15 protein-coding genes are annotated in these 18,452 nt (G+C 67.5%); 11 read left to right on the top strand and 4 right to left on the bottom strand.

Translation table 11 applies throughout. From position 1 onward, the window contains the following. Position 1 precedes the first annotated feature (1 nt). The 6 genes from WAS25_RS11195 (at position 2) to WAS25_RS11170 (ending at position 6,727) form a co-directional block, all read left to right on the top strand. The gene (locus WAS25_RS11195) at positions 2-1,615 is read left to right on the top strand and encodes a M28 family peptidase (protein ID WP_422312069.1); all 1,614 of its coding nucleotides are present in this window, start codon (positions 2-4) and stop codon (positions 1,613-1,615) included. A 148-nt stretch (positions 1,616-1,763) separates the two neighbouring features. Beyond that, positions 1,764-2,252: an SHOCT domain-containing protein gene (locus WAS25_RS11190; RefSeq protein ID WP_422312067.1), complete on the top strand. Its 489-nt coding sequence runs from the start codon at positions 1,764-1,766 to the stop codon at positions 2,250-2,252. A gap of 119 nt (positions 2,253-2,371) precedes the next feature. Then, a complete protein-coding gene (locus tag WAS25_RS11185; RefSeq protein WP_422312065.1) occupies positions 2,372-2,746 on the top strand; it encodes a DoxX family membrane protein in 375 nt (124 codons plus the stop codon). Between the two features lie 92 nt (positions 2,747-2,838). Further along, complete coding sequence (locus tag WAS25_RS11180) at positions 2,839-3,993, top strand: DUF2235 domain-containing protein (RefSeq protein WP_422312063.1); 1,155 nt, start codon at positions 2,839-2,841, stop codon at positions 3,991-3,993. 133 nt (positions 3,994-4,126) lie between these two features. Further along, on the top strand, positions 4,127-5,125 hold the full coding sequence (gene gap, locus WAS25_RS11175) for a type I glyceraldehyde-3-phosphate dehydrogenase (RefSeq protein WP_422312061.1): 999 nt from the start codon (positions 4,127-4,129) through the stop codon (positions 5,123-5,125). 123 nt (positions 5,126-5,248) lie between these two features. Next, positions 5,249-6,727: a hypothetical protein gene (locus WAS25_RS11170; protein WP_422312059.1), complete on the top strand. Its 1,479-nt coding sequence runs from the start codon at positions 5,249-5,251 to the stop codon at positions 6,725-6,727. A 48-nt stretch (positions 6,728-6,775) separates the two neighbouring features. On the opposite strand, the gene nhaR is transcribed toward WAS25_RS11170, so the two are convergent. Next, complete coding sequence (nhaR, locus tag WAS25_RS11165; protein ID WP_422312057.1) at positions 6,776-7,675, bottom strand: transcriptional activator NhaR; 900 nt, start codon at positions 7,673-7,675, stop codon at positions 6,776-6,778. 97 nt (positions 7,676-7,772) lie between these two features. Between nhaR and WAS25_RS11160 the strand changes: the two genes are divergently transcribed. From WAS25_RS11160 to WAS25_RS11140, 5 genes are all read left to right on the top strand, one after another. Then, on the top strand, positions 7,773-8,078 hold the full coding sequence (locus WAS25_RS11160; RefSeq protein ID WP_422312055.1) for an HPF/RaiA family ribosome-associated protein: 306 nt from the start codon (positions 7,773-7,775) through the stop codon (positions 8,076-8,078). Between the two features lie 9 nt (positions 8,079-8,087). Beyond that, entirely contained in the window at positions 8,088-8,954 is an 867-nt protein-coding gene (locus WAS25_RS11155; RefSeq protein ID WP_422312053.1) for a zinc metalloprotease HtpX, read from the top strand. Positions 8,955-8,996: 42 nt separating this feature from the next. Continuing rightward, entirely contained in the window at positions 8,997-9,302 is a 306-nt protein-coding gene (locus WAS25_RS11150; protein ID WP_422312051.1) for a zf-TFIIB domain-containing protein, read from the top strand. 84 nt (positions 9,303-9,386) lie between these two features. Then, a complete protein-coding gene (locus tag WAS25_RS11145; RefSeq protein WP_422312049.1) occupies positions 9,387-9,845 on the top strand; it encodes a YqhA family protein in 459 nt (152 codons plus the stop codon). Next, a complete protein-coding gene (locus WAS25_RS11140) occupies positions 9,842-12,547 on the top strand; it encodes a cation-translocating P-type ATPase (RefSeq protein ID WP_422312047.1) in 2,706 nt (901 codons plus the stop codon). Before WAS25_RS11145 ends, WAS25_RS11140 begins: the two co-directional genes overlap by 4 nt. A gap of 146 nt (positions 12,548-12,693) precedes the next feature. Here the strand turns inward: WAS25_RS11140 and WAS25_RS11135 are convergent, their stop codons facing one another. The 3 genes from WAS25_RS11135 to WAS25_RS11125 form a co-directional block, all read right to left on the bottom strand. Then, the gene (locus WAS25_RS11135) at positions 12,694-14,967 is read right to left on the bottom strand and encodes an alpha-amylase family glycosyl hydrolase (RefSeq protein WP_422312045.1); all 2,274 of its coding nucleotides are present in this window, start codon (positions 14,965-14,967) and stop codon (positions 12,694-12,696) included. Between the two features lie 30 nt (positions 14,968-14,997). Further along, positions 14,998-16,650, bottom strand: coding sequence for an alpha-glucan family phosphorylase (gene glgP / locus WAS25_RS11130; protein WP_422312043.1), 1,653 nt, complete (start codon positions 16,648-16,650; stop codon positions 14,998-15,000). A 72-nt stretch (positions 16,651-16,722) separates the two neighbouring features. Beyond that, positions 16,723-18,402 (bottom strand): alpha-amylase family glycosyl hydrolase, encoded by a 1,680-nt coding sequence (locus WAS25_RS11125; protein WP_422312041.1) that lies wholly within the window; start codon positions 18,400-18,402, stop codon positions 16,723-16,725. Positions 18,403-18,452 lie beyond the last annotated feature (50 nt).

Below are 18,452 nucleotides of genomic sequence, written 5' to 3'. Positions count from 1 at the left end.
CATGCGTTTTCTGCTGCCCATCCTGGCCGCTTCCAGCCTTCTGGCCCAGGTGCCCACCGCACCCAAGGTGCAGGAGGGGCCCCTGCGCGCCCACCTGGCCTTCTTGGCCGATGACCTGCTGGAGGGTCGCGGCACGGGACAGCGTGGCGCGGAGCTCACGGTGCGCTACCTGGAGACCCAGCTCCAGAGCCTGGGCCTGCGACCTGGCAACGGCGCCTCGTACCGCCAGCCGGTGGCCCTGCTGGGCCTGAAGACCCTGCCCGGGCGCAGCACCCTGAGCTTCCTGGGCGGCGGGGCCTGCGCCACGCCCAAGTTCGGCAGCGAGATCGTCTTCGGATCGGGCCTCGCCCAGGCCGAGCAGACCTTCGACGCGCCCATGGTCTTCGTGGGCTTCGGCATCGACGCGCCCGAATGGCGCTGGGACGACTACAAGGGCCTGGACCTGCAGGGCAAGGTGCTGCTCATGCTGGTGAACGAGCCCGCCCCCACCCCCGAGGAGCCAGGCCTCTTCGAGGGCGCCAACCTGAGCGCCTACGGCCGCTGGACGAAGAAGTTCGAGATGGCCGCGCAGCACGGCGCCGCGGGCGTGGTGCTGGTCCACACCACGCCGTCGGCCACCTACGGCTGGGCCGTGGTGCGGCCCAGCTGGGAGGCGGAGCGCTTCTCCCTGGCCGCGGGGCCCCGCGGCACCGGGCTGCAGTGCTGGGTCACCGAGGAGGTGGCCAAGGCCCTGGTGAAGCAGGGTGGACAGGACCTGGACGCCCTTCGGGCCAAGGCCCAGGGCCGCGCCTTCCGGCCCGTGGCGCTGGACCTGCAGTTGAAGGGCACCCTGCACAGCGAGGTCCGCAGCGTGGCGCAGTTCAACGTGGCGGGCGTGGTGCCGGGCACGGATCCCGTCCTGAAGGACGAGCTCGTGATCTACAGCGCCCACTGGGACCACCTGGGCAAGGGCCCGGGCCTGGCCGTGGACGCCCACCCCCCGCAGGCCGAGCCGGGCCACGAGGGCGACACCATCTACAACGGGGCTGTCGACAACGCCTCGGGCTGCGCGGCCCTGCTGGCCATGGCCCAGGCGGCCCGCCACGCCCCGGCGAAGCGCAGCCAGATGTTCCTCTTCGTGTGCGCCGAGGAGCAGGGCCTGCTGGGCTCCCGGGCCTACGCCGAGGCGCCACTCTGGCCCCTGGCGAAGACCGCGGCGGACCTCAACCTGGACAGCCTCAACTTCGTGGCCCCCACCCGGGACATCGGCCTGCCCTTCCGGGAGCGCAGCACCCTGGGCGAGGTGGCCGAGGCCGTGGCCAAGTCTTCGAACCTGACGGTGGCCCCCACGCGGCCCGACACCGGCGGCGGCTACTTCCGCTCGGACCACTACAGCTTCGTGCAGGCTGGCGTGCCCGCCCTCTCCGTGGGCGGCGGCCGCGACTACCTCGGCACCGACCTGCCCGCCCTCAAGGCCAAGGCTTCCGCCTATGGCAAGCGCTACCACCAGGTCACGGATGAGTACGACTCCACCTGGGACCTGCGCGGCATGGTGCAGCAGGCCCAGTTCACCTTCGACCTGGGCCAGGCCGTGGCCAACGCCCCGAGCAAGCCCGCCTTCAAGACCGCGAGGTAGCACGGCGCCTCGAGCCCCAGGACGGCAGACCCCAGCCCATGACCGAGACTATGGTTTTGGCCAGCCAGGCGCCTACCCTGAATTCCGGCCACCATATGAGAAGGGGCCTTGGCCCACCCTCTGATTTCAGCCCCACCAGGAGATCCCCATGCGCCGAGCCGCCGCCCTGTTCCTACTGCCCGCCCTCCTGTCCCTGGGCTGCACCAAGCCTGACCTGGATGTCACCAAGCTGCGGGTTGGCATGACCAAGAAGGAGGTCATCGAGCGGGTGGGGAGCCCCAAGCGCGTCACCGAGGTCAACCTCACCACCGAGCTGCACGAATACGAGGCCTACGAGCGCTACGGCGCCATCAAGATCAACAGCCGCTCGCAGTTCGTGCGCTTCGTGGACGGCAAGGTGGAAGCTGTGGGCACCCCGGAGGACCTGAAGGCCGGACGCTCGACGCTGCGCGCCGAGGCACCCAAGGCGGTCCCTGCCGCCCCCGCCATCGCCCAGCCTGCGGCGTCCGCCCCCCCGGCCTTCGACCTGCGGACGGAGCTGGAGAAGCTGGAGAAGCTGAAGAAGGATGGCCTCATCAGCGACGCGGAGTTCCAGGAGCTGCGCCAGAAGGTCCTAGCCAAGGCCAAGGCCCAGTAGCCACCACCCGCCCTTGCGGCGGCCCCGGCCCGGGCTACCATTGATGTGTTTTTCTGCATCAATGTCGCGGGGCCCGGAAGCCCCCCGCCTGTCGGGCCTTGGCCCGGGGAGCCGCCGCCGTGAAGATCGCCGCTATCATCGTGCGCACCCTCATGGGGCTGCTGTTCCTCTTCGCCTCGGTGACCTACTTCTTCAAGCTCATCACGCCGCCGGAGCCCACGGGGGCCATGAAGACCTTCAGTGCCGGGCTGGAGGCGGCGCGCTACCTGCTGCCCACGGTGAAGGGCCTCGAGCTGGCCTGCGGGCTGGCCCTGGTGACGGGCCGCTTCGTGCCCCTGGCCACGGTGCTGCTGGCCCCCATCATCGTGAACATCCTGCTGATCCATGCCTTCCTGGCGCCCGAGGGGCTGCCCCTGGCGGTCTTCCTGGTGCTTGCCAACGGCTTCCTGGCCTACCACCACCGCGAGAGCTACCGGCCCCTGTTCCGGGCCTGAGGTCCGGTCGGCCTCGGTTCTTTCCCAATCCGCCCCGGATCTGATTAAGCTTCTTTCTGGAATCAATGACCAGAATCCAACGGGAGGCGGGCATGGCGAAGACCATCGTGTTTTGCGCGGACGGCACCTGGAACAACCCAAACGAGGACCAGAACCAGGATCAGACTGCGGATCCCACCAACGTCTACAAGCTGTTCACGGCCCTGGACGGGGCGCTGACCGCGCAATCCCTGTTGCTGGCGGACGAGCAGGAGAAGGAGTTGGCCGAAGGAGGGCTCACCACCCAGGTGGCCAAGTACCTCCACGGGGTGGGCGACTCCCGCAACCCCATCATCAAGCTCATGGGCGGTGCCTTCGGCTCGGGCATCATCTCCCGCATCGTCCGGGGCTACACCTTCATCTCGCGCAACTACCAGCCCGGCGACAGCATCGTCATCGTGGGCTTCAGCCGCGGCGCCTACACGGCCCGGGCCCTGGCGGGGCTCATCGCCGGCCAGGGCCTGCTGAACACGCCCATCACCAGCGACAAGTCCTACGCCTACCGCTGCGGCGCCCAGGCCTGGTACCGCTACCGTCGGGCTTCACTCAAGAATCCCTTCAGCCTGGCCAGCCTGGGCGAGATCGTGGCGGACCTGCCGGCCTTCCTGTCCCAGGGCTCGTTGAAGGACGAGGACTTCATCCCGGTGGACGCCATCACCGCGGTGGGCGTGTTCGATACTGTGGGCGCCATGGGCTTCCCGGACTACGCCGCCGGCGGAGAGCGGGTGGATGCCTTCAAGTTCGCGGACACCAAGCTGAGCGCCAAGGTGCAGCAGGGCTTCCACGCGGTGGCCCTGGACGAGCGCCGAAGCGACTTCGTGCCCACCCTCTGGGAGCCCGCGGGGCGCATCGTGCAGGTGCTGTTCCCGGGGGCCCACGGGGACGTGGGCGGCGGCTACCCAGCCACAAACCGCGAGAGCGGCCTGTCGGACGTGGCCCTGGCCTGGATGCTGGCCCAGCTGGAGACCGTGGGCGTGCGCTTCACCCCGGGCGCGGCGGGGGCCCTGCAGCCCGATCCGGCCGGGGTGTCCCACCAGCCCTGGGCGCACCTGCCCTGGACCCTGCCCGGCGTGATCCTCGGACCCCGGGGCTTCCCAGGCACCGTGGCGGTGGATCCCTCGGTGGCGGCGCGCAGCGCGGCCGGGCCGGTCGTGCCCGAGCCCGGGAATGGCGCCGTTCCCTATGCCCCGGGCAACCTGCCGGTCTAGGTGGCTACCCGGCTGACGCACCCCGCCCCAAGAGCCCCTTGGTGCCTGGCGGCGGGCAGGTCATCATGAAGGTTGGCGCGCCGGGCCTCGGTCTTCTGGTCCCGAGCGGCCCATCTTTCCCAGGAGCAGACCCATGGCCATCAAAGTAGGCATCAATGGCTTCGGCCGCATCGGACGCATGGTGTTCCGCGCCGCGGTGCAGAACTTCCAGGACATCGAGGTCGTGGGCATCAACGACCTGCTGGAACCTGAGTACCTGGCCTACATGCTCCAGTTCGACTCCGTGCACGGCCGCTTCAAGGGCACCATCGCCGTGGACGGCAACACCCTCATCGTGAACGGCAAGAAGATCCGCCTCACGGCCGTGAAGGATCCCGCCGAGCTGAAGTGGGACGAGATCGGCGTGGACGTGGTCATCGAGTGCACGGGGCTCTTCCTCACCCAAGAGACCTGCCAGAAGCACATCACTGCCGGCGCCAAGAAGGTGATCCAGAGCGCCCCCAGCAAGGACGACACCCCCATGTTCGTCTTCGGCGTGAACGACAAGAGCTACGCCGGCCAGACCATCATCAGCAACGCCTCCTGCACCACCAACTGCCTGGCCCCCGTGGCCAAGGTGCTGAACGACGCCTTCGGCATCAAGCGCGGCCTCATGACCACCGTGCACGCCGCCACCGCCACCCAGAAGACCGTGGACGGCCCCAGCAACAAGGACTGGCGCGGCGGCCGCGGCATCCTGGAGAACATCATCCCCAGCAGCACCGGCGCGGCCAAGGCCGTGGGCAAGGTCATCCCCGAGCTGAACAAGAAGCTCACGGGCATGGCCTTCCGGGTGCCCACCTCCGACGTCTCCGTGGTGGATCTCACGGTCGAGCTGAACACGGCCACCACGTACGAGGCCATCTGCGCCGCCATGAAGGCCGCCTCGGAAGGCCCCATGAAGGGCGTGCTCGGCTACACGGATCAGAAGGTGGTGAGCACCGACTTCCGCGGCGAGAGCTGCACCTCGGTCTTCGACGCCGAGGCCGGCATGGCCCTCGACGGCACCTTCGTGAAGGTGGTCAGCTGGTACGACAACGAGTGGGGCTACTCCAGCAAGGTGCTGGAGATGGTGCGCGTCATCTCGAAGTAGGCCGGGCCCGGCCCGATCCAACCGAAACGCGGAGGCGGCCAACCCTGGCCCCTCCGCGTTTCTGCGTCCAGCGCAAGCGACGTGACGCCAGTATCCTGAGGACCGATCTCGTCCGAGGTGCCCATGCGCTTCACGTCCTTCGTTCTGTGGACCACGCTTTCCCTGAGCGGGCTGGCCCTGCCTGCCCAGCCGACTCCCGCCCCGACGGCCACGATTCCGGCCGACCTGCCCACGGGGGAGCGCTGGCTGAGGCACTTCAGGGAGGACCTGCTGCCCTTCTGGAATGTCCCGGCCGCCTGGGGCACGCCCCGGGGCGACTTTCCCACCTTCCGTGGCAACGATGGCCAGGCCGTGGACTGGGCCAAGCCGCCCGCGGAGTTGGCGGAGGCGCTAGGCTGGATCAAGGAGCAGTTCAGCCGCGAGTACGTGCGCATGAAGTCCCGCCAGACCTACTTCTATGGCGTGGCCTATCACCTGACCGGCGATCCGAAGATGCTGGAGCTGGCCCGGGATGGGGCCACCTTCATCCGCAGGCGGGCGCTCGATCCGCAGACCGGCAGTGCCGTGTCCTACTGGGAGCAGGGCGTGCCCAAGCCCGAGATGCTGGCCCGCACCACGCAGGACCTCGCCTACGCCCAGCTGGGCCTTGCCATGTACTACTACCTGACCCGGGACGAGGCCACCCTGCGCGACATCAGGAAGCTCAAGCGGCACATCTTCAGCCAGTACTGGAATCCCGAGTGGCAGGCCCTGCGCTGGGTGAAGAAGGAATCCCCGGACGGTGAGCACCTGCGCCAGGAACTGGTGGCCCAGCTGGACCAGGTCAATGCCTACCTGCTGCTGCTCACGCCCATCCTGCCGCCGGCGGACCGCCGGGAGTGGGCGGCGGATCTGAAGCGCCTAGCCCAGGTGATGGTGCGCGACTATCACGATGCAGACCGCCACCTGTTCTGGGGCAGCCTCCACGATCCGGCCCAGAAGCAGCTGGGCTCTCGGCACACGGACTTCGGCCACACGGCCAAGGCGTACTGGATGCTGGAGCGCATCGGGCGGCTCACGAGCGAGCAACCGCTCATCGACCTGGCCACCACTGGCGCCAAGGCCGTGCTGAAGCAGGCCTACCTGCCGGATTCGGGCACCTGGGGCTCGCGGCTCCGCCCGGACGGCAGCGTTGGCACCGGCAAGGAGTGGTGGATCTACGCGGAGCTGGACCAGCTGGCGGCCACCCTGGCGCTGACGGACCCGGCCCAGACCGCGCCCCTGCCCCGCACGGCGGAGTTCTGGTTCAAGCGCATGGTGGACCCGGTGCACCACGAGGTCTGGGGCGGCACCGGGGGCGCCCCCGGCTTCGAGCCCTGGCAGGGCCCCAAGATCCACCAGTGGAAGAGCGGCTACCACTCCGCCGAGCACGCCCTGGTGGGCTACCTCACGGCCCAGGCCCTGCACCGCCAGGCAGCCATCCTCTACTTCGCGCCGCCGAGTGCCAAGGCCCTTCTGCGGCCCTATGTCTTTGAAGGCAGCGCCACCACGCGCACCAGCCTTCCGCTGCCCGGGTTCCCGGGCCGGCGGAAGGTGGCGGTGACCTTCACCGCCTTGAAGTGAAACTACCGGACCCTGGCCGGGATTGGGGGCACGCCGGCCAGCGCCCCTTCATCCGAAGACCCGGCTTTTCGCAGATTCGGAAATGGCCACCACGGCGGGGTGCCGGAGGCGGCGATCCAGGGTGAGGGCATAGACCCGTTCCCTTACCCGCTCGGCGGTGCCCAGGTGCTTCACCTGATACTGGCGCTCGACCTCCGCCCTCAGGTTTGCCGGCGCGGCGAAGAAGCCCAGCCCCTTCTGGCCGAAGCTCTTGAGCAGGGCGCTGTCATCGAACTCCCCGATGATCCGGGGATGGAGCCCCTCCAGCTCGAACCACTGGTCCAGTCCCCGGCGCAGGGCGGCACCCTCCGGCGGAAGCAGGAAGGGCGCGCCCTCCAGGCAGCGGGGGAAGGCACCGGGGTGCTCTTTCCGCAGGGCTGCGGTGGAGAAGATCTCCACGCCGCATTCGCCCAGCAGGTGGCTGAAGGCCTTGACCGCACTGTTCGGGGGCAGGGGCAGGTCCGAGAGCACTAGGTCCAGGTCGTGGAGGGTGAGCTCCGCCAGCAGGCGGTCCGTCCGGTCCTCGCGGCAGACCAGGCGGATGGCCTCGGGCAGGTGGAGGGCGGGTTCCAGGAGGTTCCGGACCATGAGCTTGGGCAGGGCGTCCGAGATGCCCACCGCCAGCACCGGCCGGCTGCCCCCCCTCGATCCCGCCAGCGACTCCTGCAGCTCCCGCCCGAGCCCGAAGATGCTGTCGGCGTAGCGGAAGGCCGTGCGCCCGGCCTCGGTCATCCCCAGGCCCCGCCCCTGCTTTTCGAACAGGCGTACGCCCAGGGCTGTTTCCAGGCTGCGGATCTGGGCGCTGAGGGTGGGCTGGGCCAGTCGGAGGCGCTCTGCCGCGCGTGTGACGCTGCCTTCCCGGGCCGTGGTCCAGAAATAGAACAGATGGTGGTAGTTCAGCCACTCCACGGCACCCTCCTATTCATCTAATTAAACTATGTTTTCAGGTTTTTTATCTATTGGATCTATTTGTTCCCGAGCCCGAGACTCTGGGTTCGGAGGTCCCATGAACATCCAGATCCGAGGCATCGGAATCCCCCCCACGGAGGCGCTGGCGGCCCACATCGAGCGCCGCATCGCCTTCTCCCTGTCCCGCTTCTCTGCGCAGCTCGAGCGCATCGTTGTCCGGTTCAGCGATCTGAACGGTCCCAGGGGCGGCTCCGACAAGGTCTGCCGGGTTGGCTTCACCGTGAAGGGCCTCGGCCCCGAATCCGTGGAGGCGCGGGATGCGGATCTCTACTTCGCGGTGGACCAGGCGGCGGTGAAGGCCGGCCGGCGCGTGGCCCGGATGCTCGAACAGGCCAAGATCTAGGAGGACCCCATGAACCGCTTCAAGACTTTTCTGCTGCTCGGCCTGGTCACCAGCCTGCTGATCGCTCTCGGGGCAAACCTGGGCAAGGGCTGGCTCATCGGCTGCACCATCGCCGCCTTCGCCCTGAACCTGGGGGCCTATTTCTGGAGCGACCGGCTCGTCTTGCGCATGCAGGGCGCGGAAGCGCTTCCCGAGGAAGAGGCCCCGACCCTCCATGCCGACGTGGCGGAGTTGGCGGCGAGGGCGGGCATCCCCAAGCCGAAGATCTACGTGGTCCGGGATGACGCCCCGAACGCCTTTGCCACGGGCCGCAACCCCGAGCATGGCGTCGTGGCCTTCACCGAGGGCCTGCTCCGGACCATGCCCCGCCGGGAGCTTCGCGGTGTCATCGCCCACGAGCTTGCCCACATCCAGAACCGGGACATCCTGGTGGCCACGGTGGCCGCGGGCCTGGCCGGCGCCGTGAGCCTCCTCGCGAACGTGCTCCAGTGGGGCGCCCTGCTGGGCGGCGGCTCCCAGAGCGACGAAGAGGGGGGCGGCAGCCCCTTCGGCGGCCTCATCTTCGCCCTCCTGGCGCCCATCGGGGCTTCGCTCATCCAGTTCGCCATCTCCCGCTCCCGGGAGTTCATGGCGGACGCCGGTGCCGCGCGGATGACGGGCGATCCCGAGGGCCTGGCCCTGGCCCTGGAACGGCTGGGCCGCCTCCAGGAGGTGGTGGAACCCGGCCCCACCGCCCAGCCCGCCACCGCCAGCCTCATGATCGCCAGCCCCTTCGCCGGCGGCGGTCTCCTCCGCTGGTTCAGCACCCACCCACCGCTGGAGGTCCGGGTGGCCCGGCTGCGGGATCACTCGCGCCGCCCCGGCCTCGCGGCCTGAGCCGCAGGCCTCCATTCACCTTCTTGGTCACAGGAGAACTTCATGACTTTCAAGCCCAGCAGCAAGGAAGAGGAATACATGTTCCAGCAGGAGTTGGAGCGCCGCCGGAGCGTCGCCCGGGAAACGGCGGCCCGGCAGGAAGAGGGCGAGCGCCAGCGCCAGAAGGAGGCCCACTGGATGCGCTGTCCGAAGTGCGGGTCGACGCTTCAGGAGATCGAATACCGGGGGGTGCGCATTGATCAGTGCCCGGCCTGCCAGGGGATCTTCCTGGACGCCGGGGAACTGGAGCAGGTCGCCCAGAAGGAACCTGGAGGCATTTTTGGCGCCCTGGGCCGCCTTCTCCGGTGATGGGGAGCCTACACTTGGCTTCAACTACGCCAAAAACGCCAGGTTGGTTCCAGCCTCGCGCGCGGAGAAGGGAATGTTTCAAACATGTTAAAGCGCACCCTGGAATCCTCTCGCTACCTTGTCCTGCTTGGGGTGGTCTCCAGTCTCGTGGCCTCCGCGGGGGCCTTCCTTTGGGGAACGTGGAAGACTGGGTTGCTCCTCTGGAGCCTCGCCAGCAGCGGTGGTAACCAGCCCCTGCTGGCAGTGCGCCTGATCGAGCTCATGGACAAGTTCCTGATCGCCACGGGCCTGTACATTTTCGCCGTGGGGCTCTACGACCTCTTCATCGGCGAGCTGAACCTGCCCAAGTGGCTGGACGTCCATACCCTGCATGACATCAAGGCCCGCATTTCCAGCATCCTGGTGCTGGTCATGGCCATCGTTTTCGTCGAGCACCTGGTGCAATGGGAGAAGCCCTTCGAAACCCTCGCGCTCGGTGCCGCCATCGCCGTGGTGACCATGGCCCTCCTGGTCTTCAACCGCTATTCGGAAAGGTCTGCATGAGTGGGGACCTTCAGCTTCACTGGCATGCCCTTTCCCGGGAGGAATCCCTTCGCTCTGCCCAGGGGCGGATCGAGGGCCTGAACACTCCCGAGGCCCAGCAGCGGCTGGGAGAGGACGGTCCCAACCTCCTGCCCCGGACCTCGGGGGAATCCATCCTGGTGCTGCTCGGCCGTCAGGTGGCCAATCCCCTCATCCTGGTCCTGCTGGGAAGCGCTGTCCTGGCCCTGCTCATGGGGAAGCCCACGGATGCCGGGGTGGTCCTGGCCGTGGTGGTGCTCAATGCCCTCATCGGCTTTGTCCAGGAATTCAAAGCTGGAAGGGCCATCGCCTCCCTCGCGGACATGGTCCCGGAGCAGGCCATGGTGCTGCGGGATGGGCAACGCCGGGGCCTCCCTGCTTCAGAGTTGGTGCGGGGCGATCTGGTGTTCCTCCAGAGCGGGGACCGGGTGCCCGCGGATCTGCGTTTGATCGAGGTCCGGGATCTCCAGGTGGTGGAATCCGCCCTCACGGGGGAGAGCCTGCCCGTCTCCAAGGCCGTGCCGGAAGTCCCAGCCGGGGCCGCCCTGGGGGATCGCGCCTCCATGGCCTTCAGCGGAACGCTCGTCACCTTCGGCACCGCCACGGGCCTGGTGGTGGGTACCGGCACCCGGACGGAGCTGGGTCACATTTCTGAGCTCATGCGGGACACGACTCAGGTGGAGACGCCACTCATGCGCGACATGGGCCGCCTGGGGAAGCAGCTCACCTGGGCCGTCCTTGGGGTGGCACTCCTGGTCTTCCTGGTGGGCTTGGTCCGGGGCTGGGGGGCGGCGGACGGCGCGCTCGCAGCCTTGAGCCTCGTGGTGGCGGCCATCCCGGAGGGCCTGCCCGCAGTCATCAGCATCGCCCTCGCCATCGGTGTGCGCCGCATGGCCCAGCGCCGCTCAGTGATCCGCAGCCTCCCGGCAGTGGAAACCCTCGGCTCCACCACGGTCATCTGCTCGGACAAGACCGGCACCCTCACTCGCAACGAGATGAGCGTGCGAGTCCTCTGGACTGGGGGCGCCGAGGTCCGGGTGGAGGGGGTGGGCTATGCCCCTGCGGGGCGGCTCCTGATGGACGGGCGAGCCCTGGAAGCCGCTCCGCCCGACCTGGAGCGGCTACTGCAGGCAGGGGGCCTTTGCAGTGACGCCACTTTCACGGAGGAAGAGGGCAGGATCGTACTGCACGGAGATCCCACGGAAGGGGCCCTGGTGGTAGCGGCCGAGCGCGCCGGACTGAGGACCCAGGAGCTGCGGAAGGACCATCCCCGTCTGGACGTGATTCCCTTCGAGAGCGAGCACAAGTACATGGCGACGCTCCATGACCTGGACCGCGGCCGCGTTCTGCTCGCCAAAGGGGCCCCAGAGGTGCTGCTATCGCGTTGCGTCCGGGATGCACAGGGCGTGCCCCTGGACGTCCCGGCGGTTGAGGCGGAGGCCGCGCGGCTGGCCGGCCAAGGCATGCGGGTGCTGGCCCTGGCGGAGCGACCCTTCCCGGGCGAGCGGGTTTCCCATGACGATGTGCAGGGCCTCACCTTCCTGGGGCTCCAGGGCATGATCGATCCGCCCCGGCCCGAATCCATCCAGGCCATCGCAGACTGTAGGCGCGCGGGAATCACCGTGAAGATGATCACCGGGGATCATCCCGGCACTGCCGAGGCCATCGGTCGGGAACTCGGCCTTAACAGCCCGCGGGGGGCCGTCACGGGTCGGGAGCTGGATGCCCTCGACGCCGAAGGCTTCGCGCGGATCGCCCGGGAGGCCCATGTCTTCGCCCGGGTCAGCCCGGAGCACAAGCTGAGGCTTGTGCAGGCCCTGCAGGCCCAGGGGGAGGTGGTGGCCATGACCGGGGATGGCGTGAATGACGCCCCGGCCCTGAAGCGCGCCGACATCGGCGTGGCCATGGGGATCACCGGCACGGCCGTGAGTCGGGAGGCGGCGGACATGGTGCTGCTAGACGACGACTTCGCCTCCATCCGGTCGGCGGTGGCGGAAGGCCGCCGGGTTTACGACAACCTGGTCAAGGCCCTGGCCTTCGCCCTGCCCACCAACCTCGGACAGGCCATGGTCCTCCTGGCGGCGGTCCTCTTTTTCCCGTTCCAGGATGGCGTCCCTTTGCTCCCGATCCTCCCGGTGCAGATCCTCTGGATCAACCTCGTCGTGACGGTGACCCTGTCCCTTCCGATCGCCTTCGAGGCCCCGGAGCCGTCTCTCATGGAGCGTCCGCCGAGGCGGCCAGGGAAGCCGCTCCTGGGCCGGTTCGTTCTGGCCCGGACCATCCTGGTCGGCTCCTTTTTTGCACTGGGCACCTTGGCACTCTTCCTCTGGGAAGTGAACCAGTCCAAGGGGCTGGATCCGGAGCTCGCCCTGCGCAAGGCCCAGACCCTGGCGGTCACCACCCTGGCCTTGATGCAGGCCTTCTATCTGCTCAACTGCCGCAGCCTCAAGGATGGTTTCTGGAAGATGGGACTGTTCACCAATCCGCTGGTGTACGGCGGCATCCTGGTCCTTGTGCTTCTCCAGGTGGCGCTGGTGCACGTTCCTCCGCTCCAGAAGCTCTTCCACACCACAGCCCTGGATGCGGGTGAGTGGCTCAAGGCTCTGGGGGTGAGCCTCCTGGTGCTGCCCCTCGTGAGCCTGGAAAAGGCTTTCCGCCGGTATCGGGCCTCGGAGCGATGCTGAAGTTCGCAGCCGTCCATGTCTGCCTTCGTGTCGCCCTGTTGTTGATTCCGGCCTTCCTTTCCTGGCGGGAACGGGCTGCCGAGGCAGGGGAGTGAGGCTTCCAGGAAACCCGAGGAAGGTTTCCTGGAGTCAGGAACCGGCTGGGCCTATTTCCGGATGATGGCCGAGGTGAGGGCGGGGAGCGTCACCGTGCTGCTCCCGCCTGTGGTGATGACAATGACGGCCGAGCTCAGGATGGGCGTCAGGCCCGCCTGGGTACCGTCTGCCAGCAGGACAGCAGTGCTGAGGTTCTCGCCCGTGGTGGTGAATGACTGGGGCGTGCTTCCCGCGTTATGGAACACATAGTAGGCGGTCGCATCCGTGGCCACGCACTTGTAGCCGAAGGCCAGGGTGCTGGCACCGAGGCCCACCGGGTCGATGCGGGTGAGGTTAACGGCGCGGACCGCATCGGGCAGGCGGAAGGCGTTGGTGCTCTTCCGGATGGCCGCGAGGCCCTGCACGTAGCTGTAGAGCTTGTAGCCGTTCTGGCTGCCGTCGTAGTTCGTGAAGCCCGCAGTGATCGGATCGCCGGCGTAGACCGTGGACCACTTCACCTGGTTGATGGCATCCGAGGCGTTGTAGGAGTTGTCCACGAAGGAGCGGTGGGAGCCGGTACTGGACTTGGTGTTGGCGAAGCCGCCCGTGGTCTCCTTGGTGCGGAACATCTCGTCCCCGGCATGGAGGAAGGCCAGGCCCTGGGACGTGAGCATCACGGCGTAGCCCACCTTGGCCCGCTTCAGGATCTCCGCGTCGCCGGCGGCGTCCTTGGTCACGTTTGTGGCCATGGCCAGCACATCGTAGAGGCAGAGGTTGTCGTGGCAGGTGAGGTAGCCCACCACGTTGTCCGTGGAGCCGGGTGCGAAGCCGTTGGTGGGCACGCCGGCCACGTTGGAGAACAGGTTCGCGGGACTCTGGGCCAGGCCGGACAGGAAGGCCTGGGCGCCATCGCTGGGGTAGCCGTTCTTGAAGATCTGGCGGTAGCTGTCGGAGAACATGGCCACGTTCAGGCCGTTGAACTGGGCCGAGTTCACCTGGTCGGCGCCGGTGGTGGCATCACCGTTGTAGTCCGTGGCCACGCCACTGTAGAAGCCGTTCCAGCCCTCGCCCAGGAAGAGCACGTTGGGGTTGAGGGCCTTGGCGGCGTGGTAGGCCGACTTGACGGTCTGGGTATCCATGACGCCCATGAGGTCGAAGCGGAACCCATCCACCTTGTACTCGCCCACCCAGTGGACGACGGAGTCCAGGATCAGCTTGCGCACCATCTTGGCGTCGGAGCGCACGTCTTGGCTGCCGGCGCCGTTCCGGGAGGTGCTGCGGTAGAAGTAGCCCTGGATGCCCGCATCGCCCAGGACGTTGTTGTTGGCGGTGTGGTTGTAGACCACGTCGAGGACAACGCCCATGCCCTGTTTGTGGATCTCGTTGATGAGGGTCTTCAGCTCGTTGATGCGGGCGGCGGGGTCCAGGGGATTGGCGGAATACATTCCCGAGGGCGTGAAGTAGTTCTGGGGATCGTAGCCCCAGTTGTAGTTGGCGCCGGAGGTCTTGGTGATGTCCATCTCCCGCTGGCCGATTTTGGTCTGGTCGTAGTTGTAGTTGGCCAGGGGGCAGAGCAACTGCACATGGGTGACGCCCAGTTTCTGGATGTGGGGCAGCATGGCCACGAGGCCCTTGTAGGTGCCCCAGGGGCGTCCGGCGCTGAATCCCGTGAGGGCCGGATCAACCGTCAGGTCGCGGATGCCCGCCTCGTAGACGATGGCGTCCCGGTTGGAGGTGTAGGCGTAGGGCGCGGCGGTGGTGCCATCGGGCCCCTTCATCCCCGAGCCGTTGAAGTAGGGCGTGGCGCTGGCGCCGTAGTTGGTCCAGCCTCCCCCGTCCGGCAGGGACGCCGCCGGGCTGACGATGGCTCCCTTGCCGATGCTGTCGCCCGGGATGATGGTTCCGTTGGCGTGCACCCACTGGGCCATGGACTTGGCGTAGGGGTCCAGCACGTAGCCACTGCCCACCTTGTAGACGTAGAAGGCCTGGGCCGGAAGCGGGATGGTGCCCGTGGACCAGACTCCGCCGGTGCCGCGGGTCATCGCCACCGTGGCGGCTGGGGAGGTGAGGGCATCATTCCAGGTGGCGTACAGGCACAGGCTCACGGTGCCGGCATTGGGGTTCCAGTAGTTGAAGGTGACGTTGCCGCCACTGACGAGGGCGCCCAGGGCATTGCTGGGCACCTTGAAGTAGGCGGGATCCGCCGGAGGCGTGGCGTTGGTGTCCTTGTCCAGGGCCATAGCATCCGTCGTGGAAGGCGTGGAGCCACCTCCTCCCCCTCCCCCGCCGCAGCCGAGGAGCAGGACCAATCCGGAGGCCAGGAGGGAAGCGAGGAGGCGGGTCATGGGAACTCCAGATGAATTCAGGGCAGAGGGCTAGCGGGCGGTGCGCTTGTACATCCGGCTGTAGTACTCGTCGAGCATGCGCTGGACGCCGAAGGCCTCCCGGGTGCTCTGGATGGAGGCGACCATCATGTCCACCCAGGCGTCGTGGCGTTCGTAGTACGTGGGCAGCACCTCTTCGGCCAGCACCTTCTTGAAGGCCTTGAAGTCGTGCTTGTCCAGCAAGGCCTCGTCCTCGCTCTCGAAGCCGTCGCCGAACTGCCAGCCGTTCACGCCGTGGTCGCAGGCTTCCGGCCACCACCCGTCCAGGATGGAAAGGTTCAGCACGCCGTTCATGGCGGCCTTCATGCCCGAGGTGCCGGAGGCCTCCTTCGGTCGCCGCGGGTTGTTGAGCCACACGTCCGAGCCGCGGGTGAGCATGCGGCCGATCTCCATGTCGTAGTTCTCCAGGAAGACCACGCTGTTGGGGTAGCGCTTCGTCATCTCCAGGATGTTCTCCACGATCCTCTTCCCATTGTCATCCAGGGGGTGGGCCTTGCCTGAGAAGACGATCTGGAGGCGGCCGGTCTTGAGCAGGGGCTCGATGAACTTGCGGTCCGTGAAGATGAAGTTGGAGCGCTTGTAGGGGGCCGCGCGACGGGAGAAGCCGATGAGCAGCTTGTCGGCATCCAGCTTGACGCCGGTACGCCCCTCCACGAAGGCGATGAGCTTCTTCTTGTTGTCCATGTGCGCCTTCCACAGCGCGTCCTTGGACTTCTTGGAGCGGTCGCAGGCGGCGGAGAGGTCGAGCATCCGCGGGTCCACCCAGGTGGGACGGTGGATGGCGTTGGTGATGCCGATGATCTCGCAGCGTCCCGAGATGTCCTTCCACATCTTGTTGGAGGTCACCCGGTGCAGGTCGGCCACGGCGTTGGCGATGCGCGACAGGCGCAGGGCCCCCACGGTCATGTTGAAGGGGCTGCCGCCCAGCTGCTTGAGCTGGGCCCTGGTCAGGCTCAGGTTCGCGCCCATGTACAGGAAGCGGTCGATGGGATGCGACTCGTTGCCCTGCACGATGGGGGTGTGGGTGGTGAAGACCACCTCGTCACGCGTCTTGGCCAGGGCGGCCTCGAAGGTGGCGCCCTTGGCCATGCGCTGGTGCAGGAGCTCGAAGCCCGCGAAGAGGGCGTGCCCCTCGTTGAAGTGGTAGACATCCGGCTTGATGCGCAGGGCCTGGAGGGCCCGGACCCCGCCAATGCCCAGCACCATCTCCTGGGCCACCCGCTCCTCGCCGAACCAGCCGTAGAGCTGGCCCGTGATCCAGCGGGCCTCGCCGTCGTTCTCCTCGATGTCCGTGTCCAGCAGGTAGAGGGAATCCACGCCAAAGGTGTTCACCCGCCAGACCTTGATCTTGATGGGCTTGCCCTTGATCTCGATCTCGACGAGGACGCCGGTGTCCTCCAGGAACTCGTGGTTGCCGCTCCGGTAGGCGTCGTAGACCTTGCCGGAATCCGCGTCCACCATCTGCTCGCCGTAGCCCTGCTTCCAGCGGATGCCGATGCCCACCATGGGGTAGCCGTGGTCCTTCACGCCCTTGAGGTAGTCGCCGGCCAGGATGCCCAGGCCCCCCGCGTAGATCTTGAACGGGCTATCGAGGGCGTACTCCATGCAGAAGTACGCGACCCGGGGCAGCTTCTTGGTGGACATGCGGGCTCCTTCGTTCTCGATCAAAGTCTGTGCTCGGCGCGCCCTTCGTTCCGAATGACGCGTAAGGGGGTACTAGCGGGCTTCGCCCTGGACGCGCTCCAGTAGGACGACCGACTCGGCCTGGAGGGCGACCTTGCCGCCCGCCACCTTGGCGGTGTGACCCGTGTAGGCATCGCGCAGGGTCTGCCCATCTTCAAAGACGCCGGCCACGGGCAAGCTCACTTGGCCCTTGGCGTCCAGGGCCACCACCACGCGGTCGCCGCTGGTGGCATCCACGCGGCTGAAGGTGTAGGGGGCCTCGCCCAGCTGCCGGTGCTCGCCGGAGGCCAGGGCGCGGTGGCGGGCCCGGAAGGTGCCCAGCTTGCGCCAGTGGGCCAGGACCTTGGCATCCACCTTGTCCCAGTTCATGTCCGAGCGGGTGGCCTGCTGCTGGTCGGTGCGCGGGGAGATGCCCAGGGGGCGCGCCGTCTCGTCGCCGTAGAAGATCTGCACGCCGCCCGGCGCCAGGAGGAGGGCTGTGCCGCCTTCCACGAGGCGCTCGCGCTCGAAGAGCTCGGTGTCATGCGACGAGATGTAGTTCAGCATGTGGACGGGCTTGCCGACCTGGGCCGCGGCGTAGCTCTTGAAGAGCTTCTCGGGCTTCGCGAAGCCGCCCTCCTGCTGCTGGAAGTCGAAGTTGATCATGGCGTCGAAGCCCGATGCGGTGAGCTTGTGCTTGCTCGGCCCCACGCCCCAGTACTCGCCCACCATCCAGAAGGGGGCGTCGTCCACTTTGCGGGTGGGGTGTTTGGCTTTGAACTCGGCCAGGGCCTTTGCCGCCTCGGCCTTGAGCTGAGCCCAGGCCTCGGCCTCCACATGCTTGACCGTATCGGCCCGGAAGCCGTCGATGCCGAACTCCCGCACCCAGTCCGTGAGCCACTTGACGAGGTAGCCACGCACAGTAGTGTTGGGCAGGTCCACGGCTCGGGTGTCGGCCTTCTCCTTCAGGAACTTCGGGAGTTTCACGAACTCGGTGCTCTCGGTGCGGAAGTCCGGCAGGTAGGCCAGCTGCATGCTGAGGTCGTCGCGGCCGCCGTCGATGTAGCCGGGCAGGCCCGCGCGCACCCAGGGGCGGCCCCACCAGTCGCCGAACTTGAAGGAGTTGTAGTCGATGTAGTTGTGGTAGTTCCGCAGGAGGTTGGCGTCCTTCTCCCAGTCAGCCCAGAGCACCTCCACCTTGAGGTCCTTCGCCGACTGGATGTCCAGGTAGCCGGGGTGGTTCAGCACGATGTCGAAGAGGATGCGGATGCCCTGGGCGTGGGCCGTGTCCACGAGCTCGCGCAGCTCCTCGGCTGTACCCATGTTCTTGTCCAGCACCGTGTAGTCCAGGGCGTAGTAGCCGTGGTAGGCGTAGTGCTTGAACTCCTTCTGCCCGCCCTGTACCCAGCCGTGGATCTGCTCGTAGGGGGCCGTGATCCAGAGCGCGTTCACGCCGAGGGCCTTGAACCACCCCTCCTTGAGCTTCAGGGTGAGCCCCTTGAGGTCGCCGCCATGGAAGGTGCCCACATCCGCCTTGGGGCTGGCCTCCCGCTGCCGGCCATAGCTCTGGTCGTTGGCCGGGTTGCCGTTGACGAAGCGGTCCGTCATCACGAAGTAGACGATGGGGTTCTCGGCGAAGGTGCCGGGGACCGACTGGGGTTCCTGGGCGACGCTGCGCTGGCCGGCCGCGAGAAGGGCCGCGGCCAAGAGGAGAGAACGGGTGGCAAAACGCATGGAACCCCCTGGGCTCAGATTCGGAGAAACACGCCAGGGAAGGTCGAATC

The sequence above is a fragment of the Geothrix sp. genome, from assembly GCF_049292215.1.
GTDB lineage: Bacteria > Acidobacteriota > Holophagae > Holophagales > Holophagaceae > Geothrix.
Note: the sequence above shows the minus strand (reverse complement) of the source record. Positions and strands in the feature narration are given on the sequence as shown.

Coding starts and splice junctions, on each gene's coding strand:
- WAS25_RS11195 (WP_422312069.1), top strand. CDS start 2: ATGCGTTTTCTGCTGCCCATCCTGGCCGCTTCCAGCCTTCTGGCCCAG.
- WAS25_RS11190 (WP_422312067.1), top strand. CDS start 1,764: ATGCGCCGAGCCGCCGCCCTGTTCCTACTGCCCGCCCTCCTGTCCCTG.
- WAS25_RS11180 (WP_422312063.1), top strand. CDS start 2,839: ATGGCGAAGACCATCGTGTTTTGCGCGGACGGCACCTGGAACAACCCA.
- gap (WP_422312061.1), top strand. CDS start 4,127: ATGGCCATCAAAGTAGGCATCAATGGCTTCGGCCGCATCGGACGCATG.
- WAS25_RS11170 (WP_422312059.1), top strand. CDS start 5,249: ATGCGCTTCACGTCCTTCGTTCTGTGGACCACGCTTTCCCTGAGCGGG.
- WAS25_RS11160 (WP_422312055.1), top strand. CDS start 7,773: ATGAACATCCAGATCCGAGGCATCGGAATCCCCCCCACGGAGGCGCTG.
- WAS25_RS11155 (WP_422312053.1), top strand. CDS start 8,088: ATGAACCGCTTCAAGACTTTTCTGCTGCTCGGCCTGGTCACCAGCCTG.
- WAS25_RS11150 (WP_422312051.1), top strand. CDS start 8,997: ATGACTTTCAAGCCCAGCAGCAAGGAAGAGGAATACATGTTCCAGCAG.
- WAS25_RS11145 (WP_422312049.1), top strand. CDS start 9,387: ATGTTAAAGCGCACCCTGGAATCCTCTCGCTACCTTGTCCTGCTTGGG.
- WAS25_RS11140 (WP_422312047.1), top strand. CDS start 9,842: ATGAGTGGGGACCTTCAGCTTCACTGGCATGCCCTTTCCCGGGAGGAA.
- WAS25_RS11135 (WP_422312045.1), bottom strand. CDS start 14,967: ATGACCCGCCTCCTCGCTTCCCTCCTGGCCTCCGGATTGGTCCTGCTC.
- glgP (WP_422312043.1), bottom strand. CDS start 16,650: ATGTCCACCAAGAAGCTGCCCCGGGTCGCGTACTTCTGCATGGAGTAC.
- WAS25_RS11125 (WP_422312041.1), bottom strand. CDS start 18,402: ATGCGTTTTGCCACCCGTTCTCTCCTCTTGGCCGCGGCCCTTCTCGCG.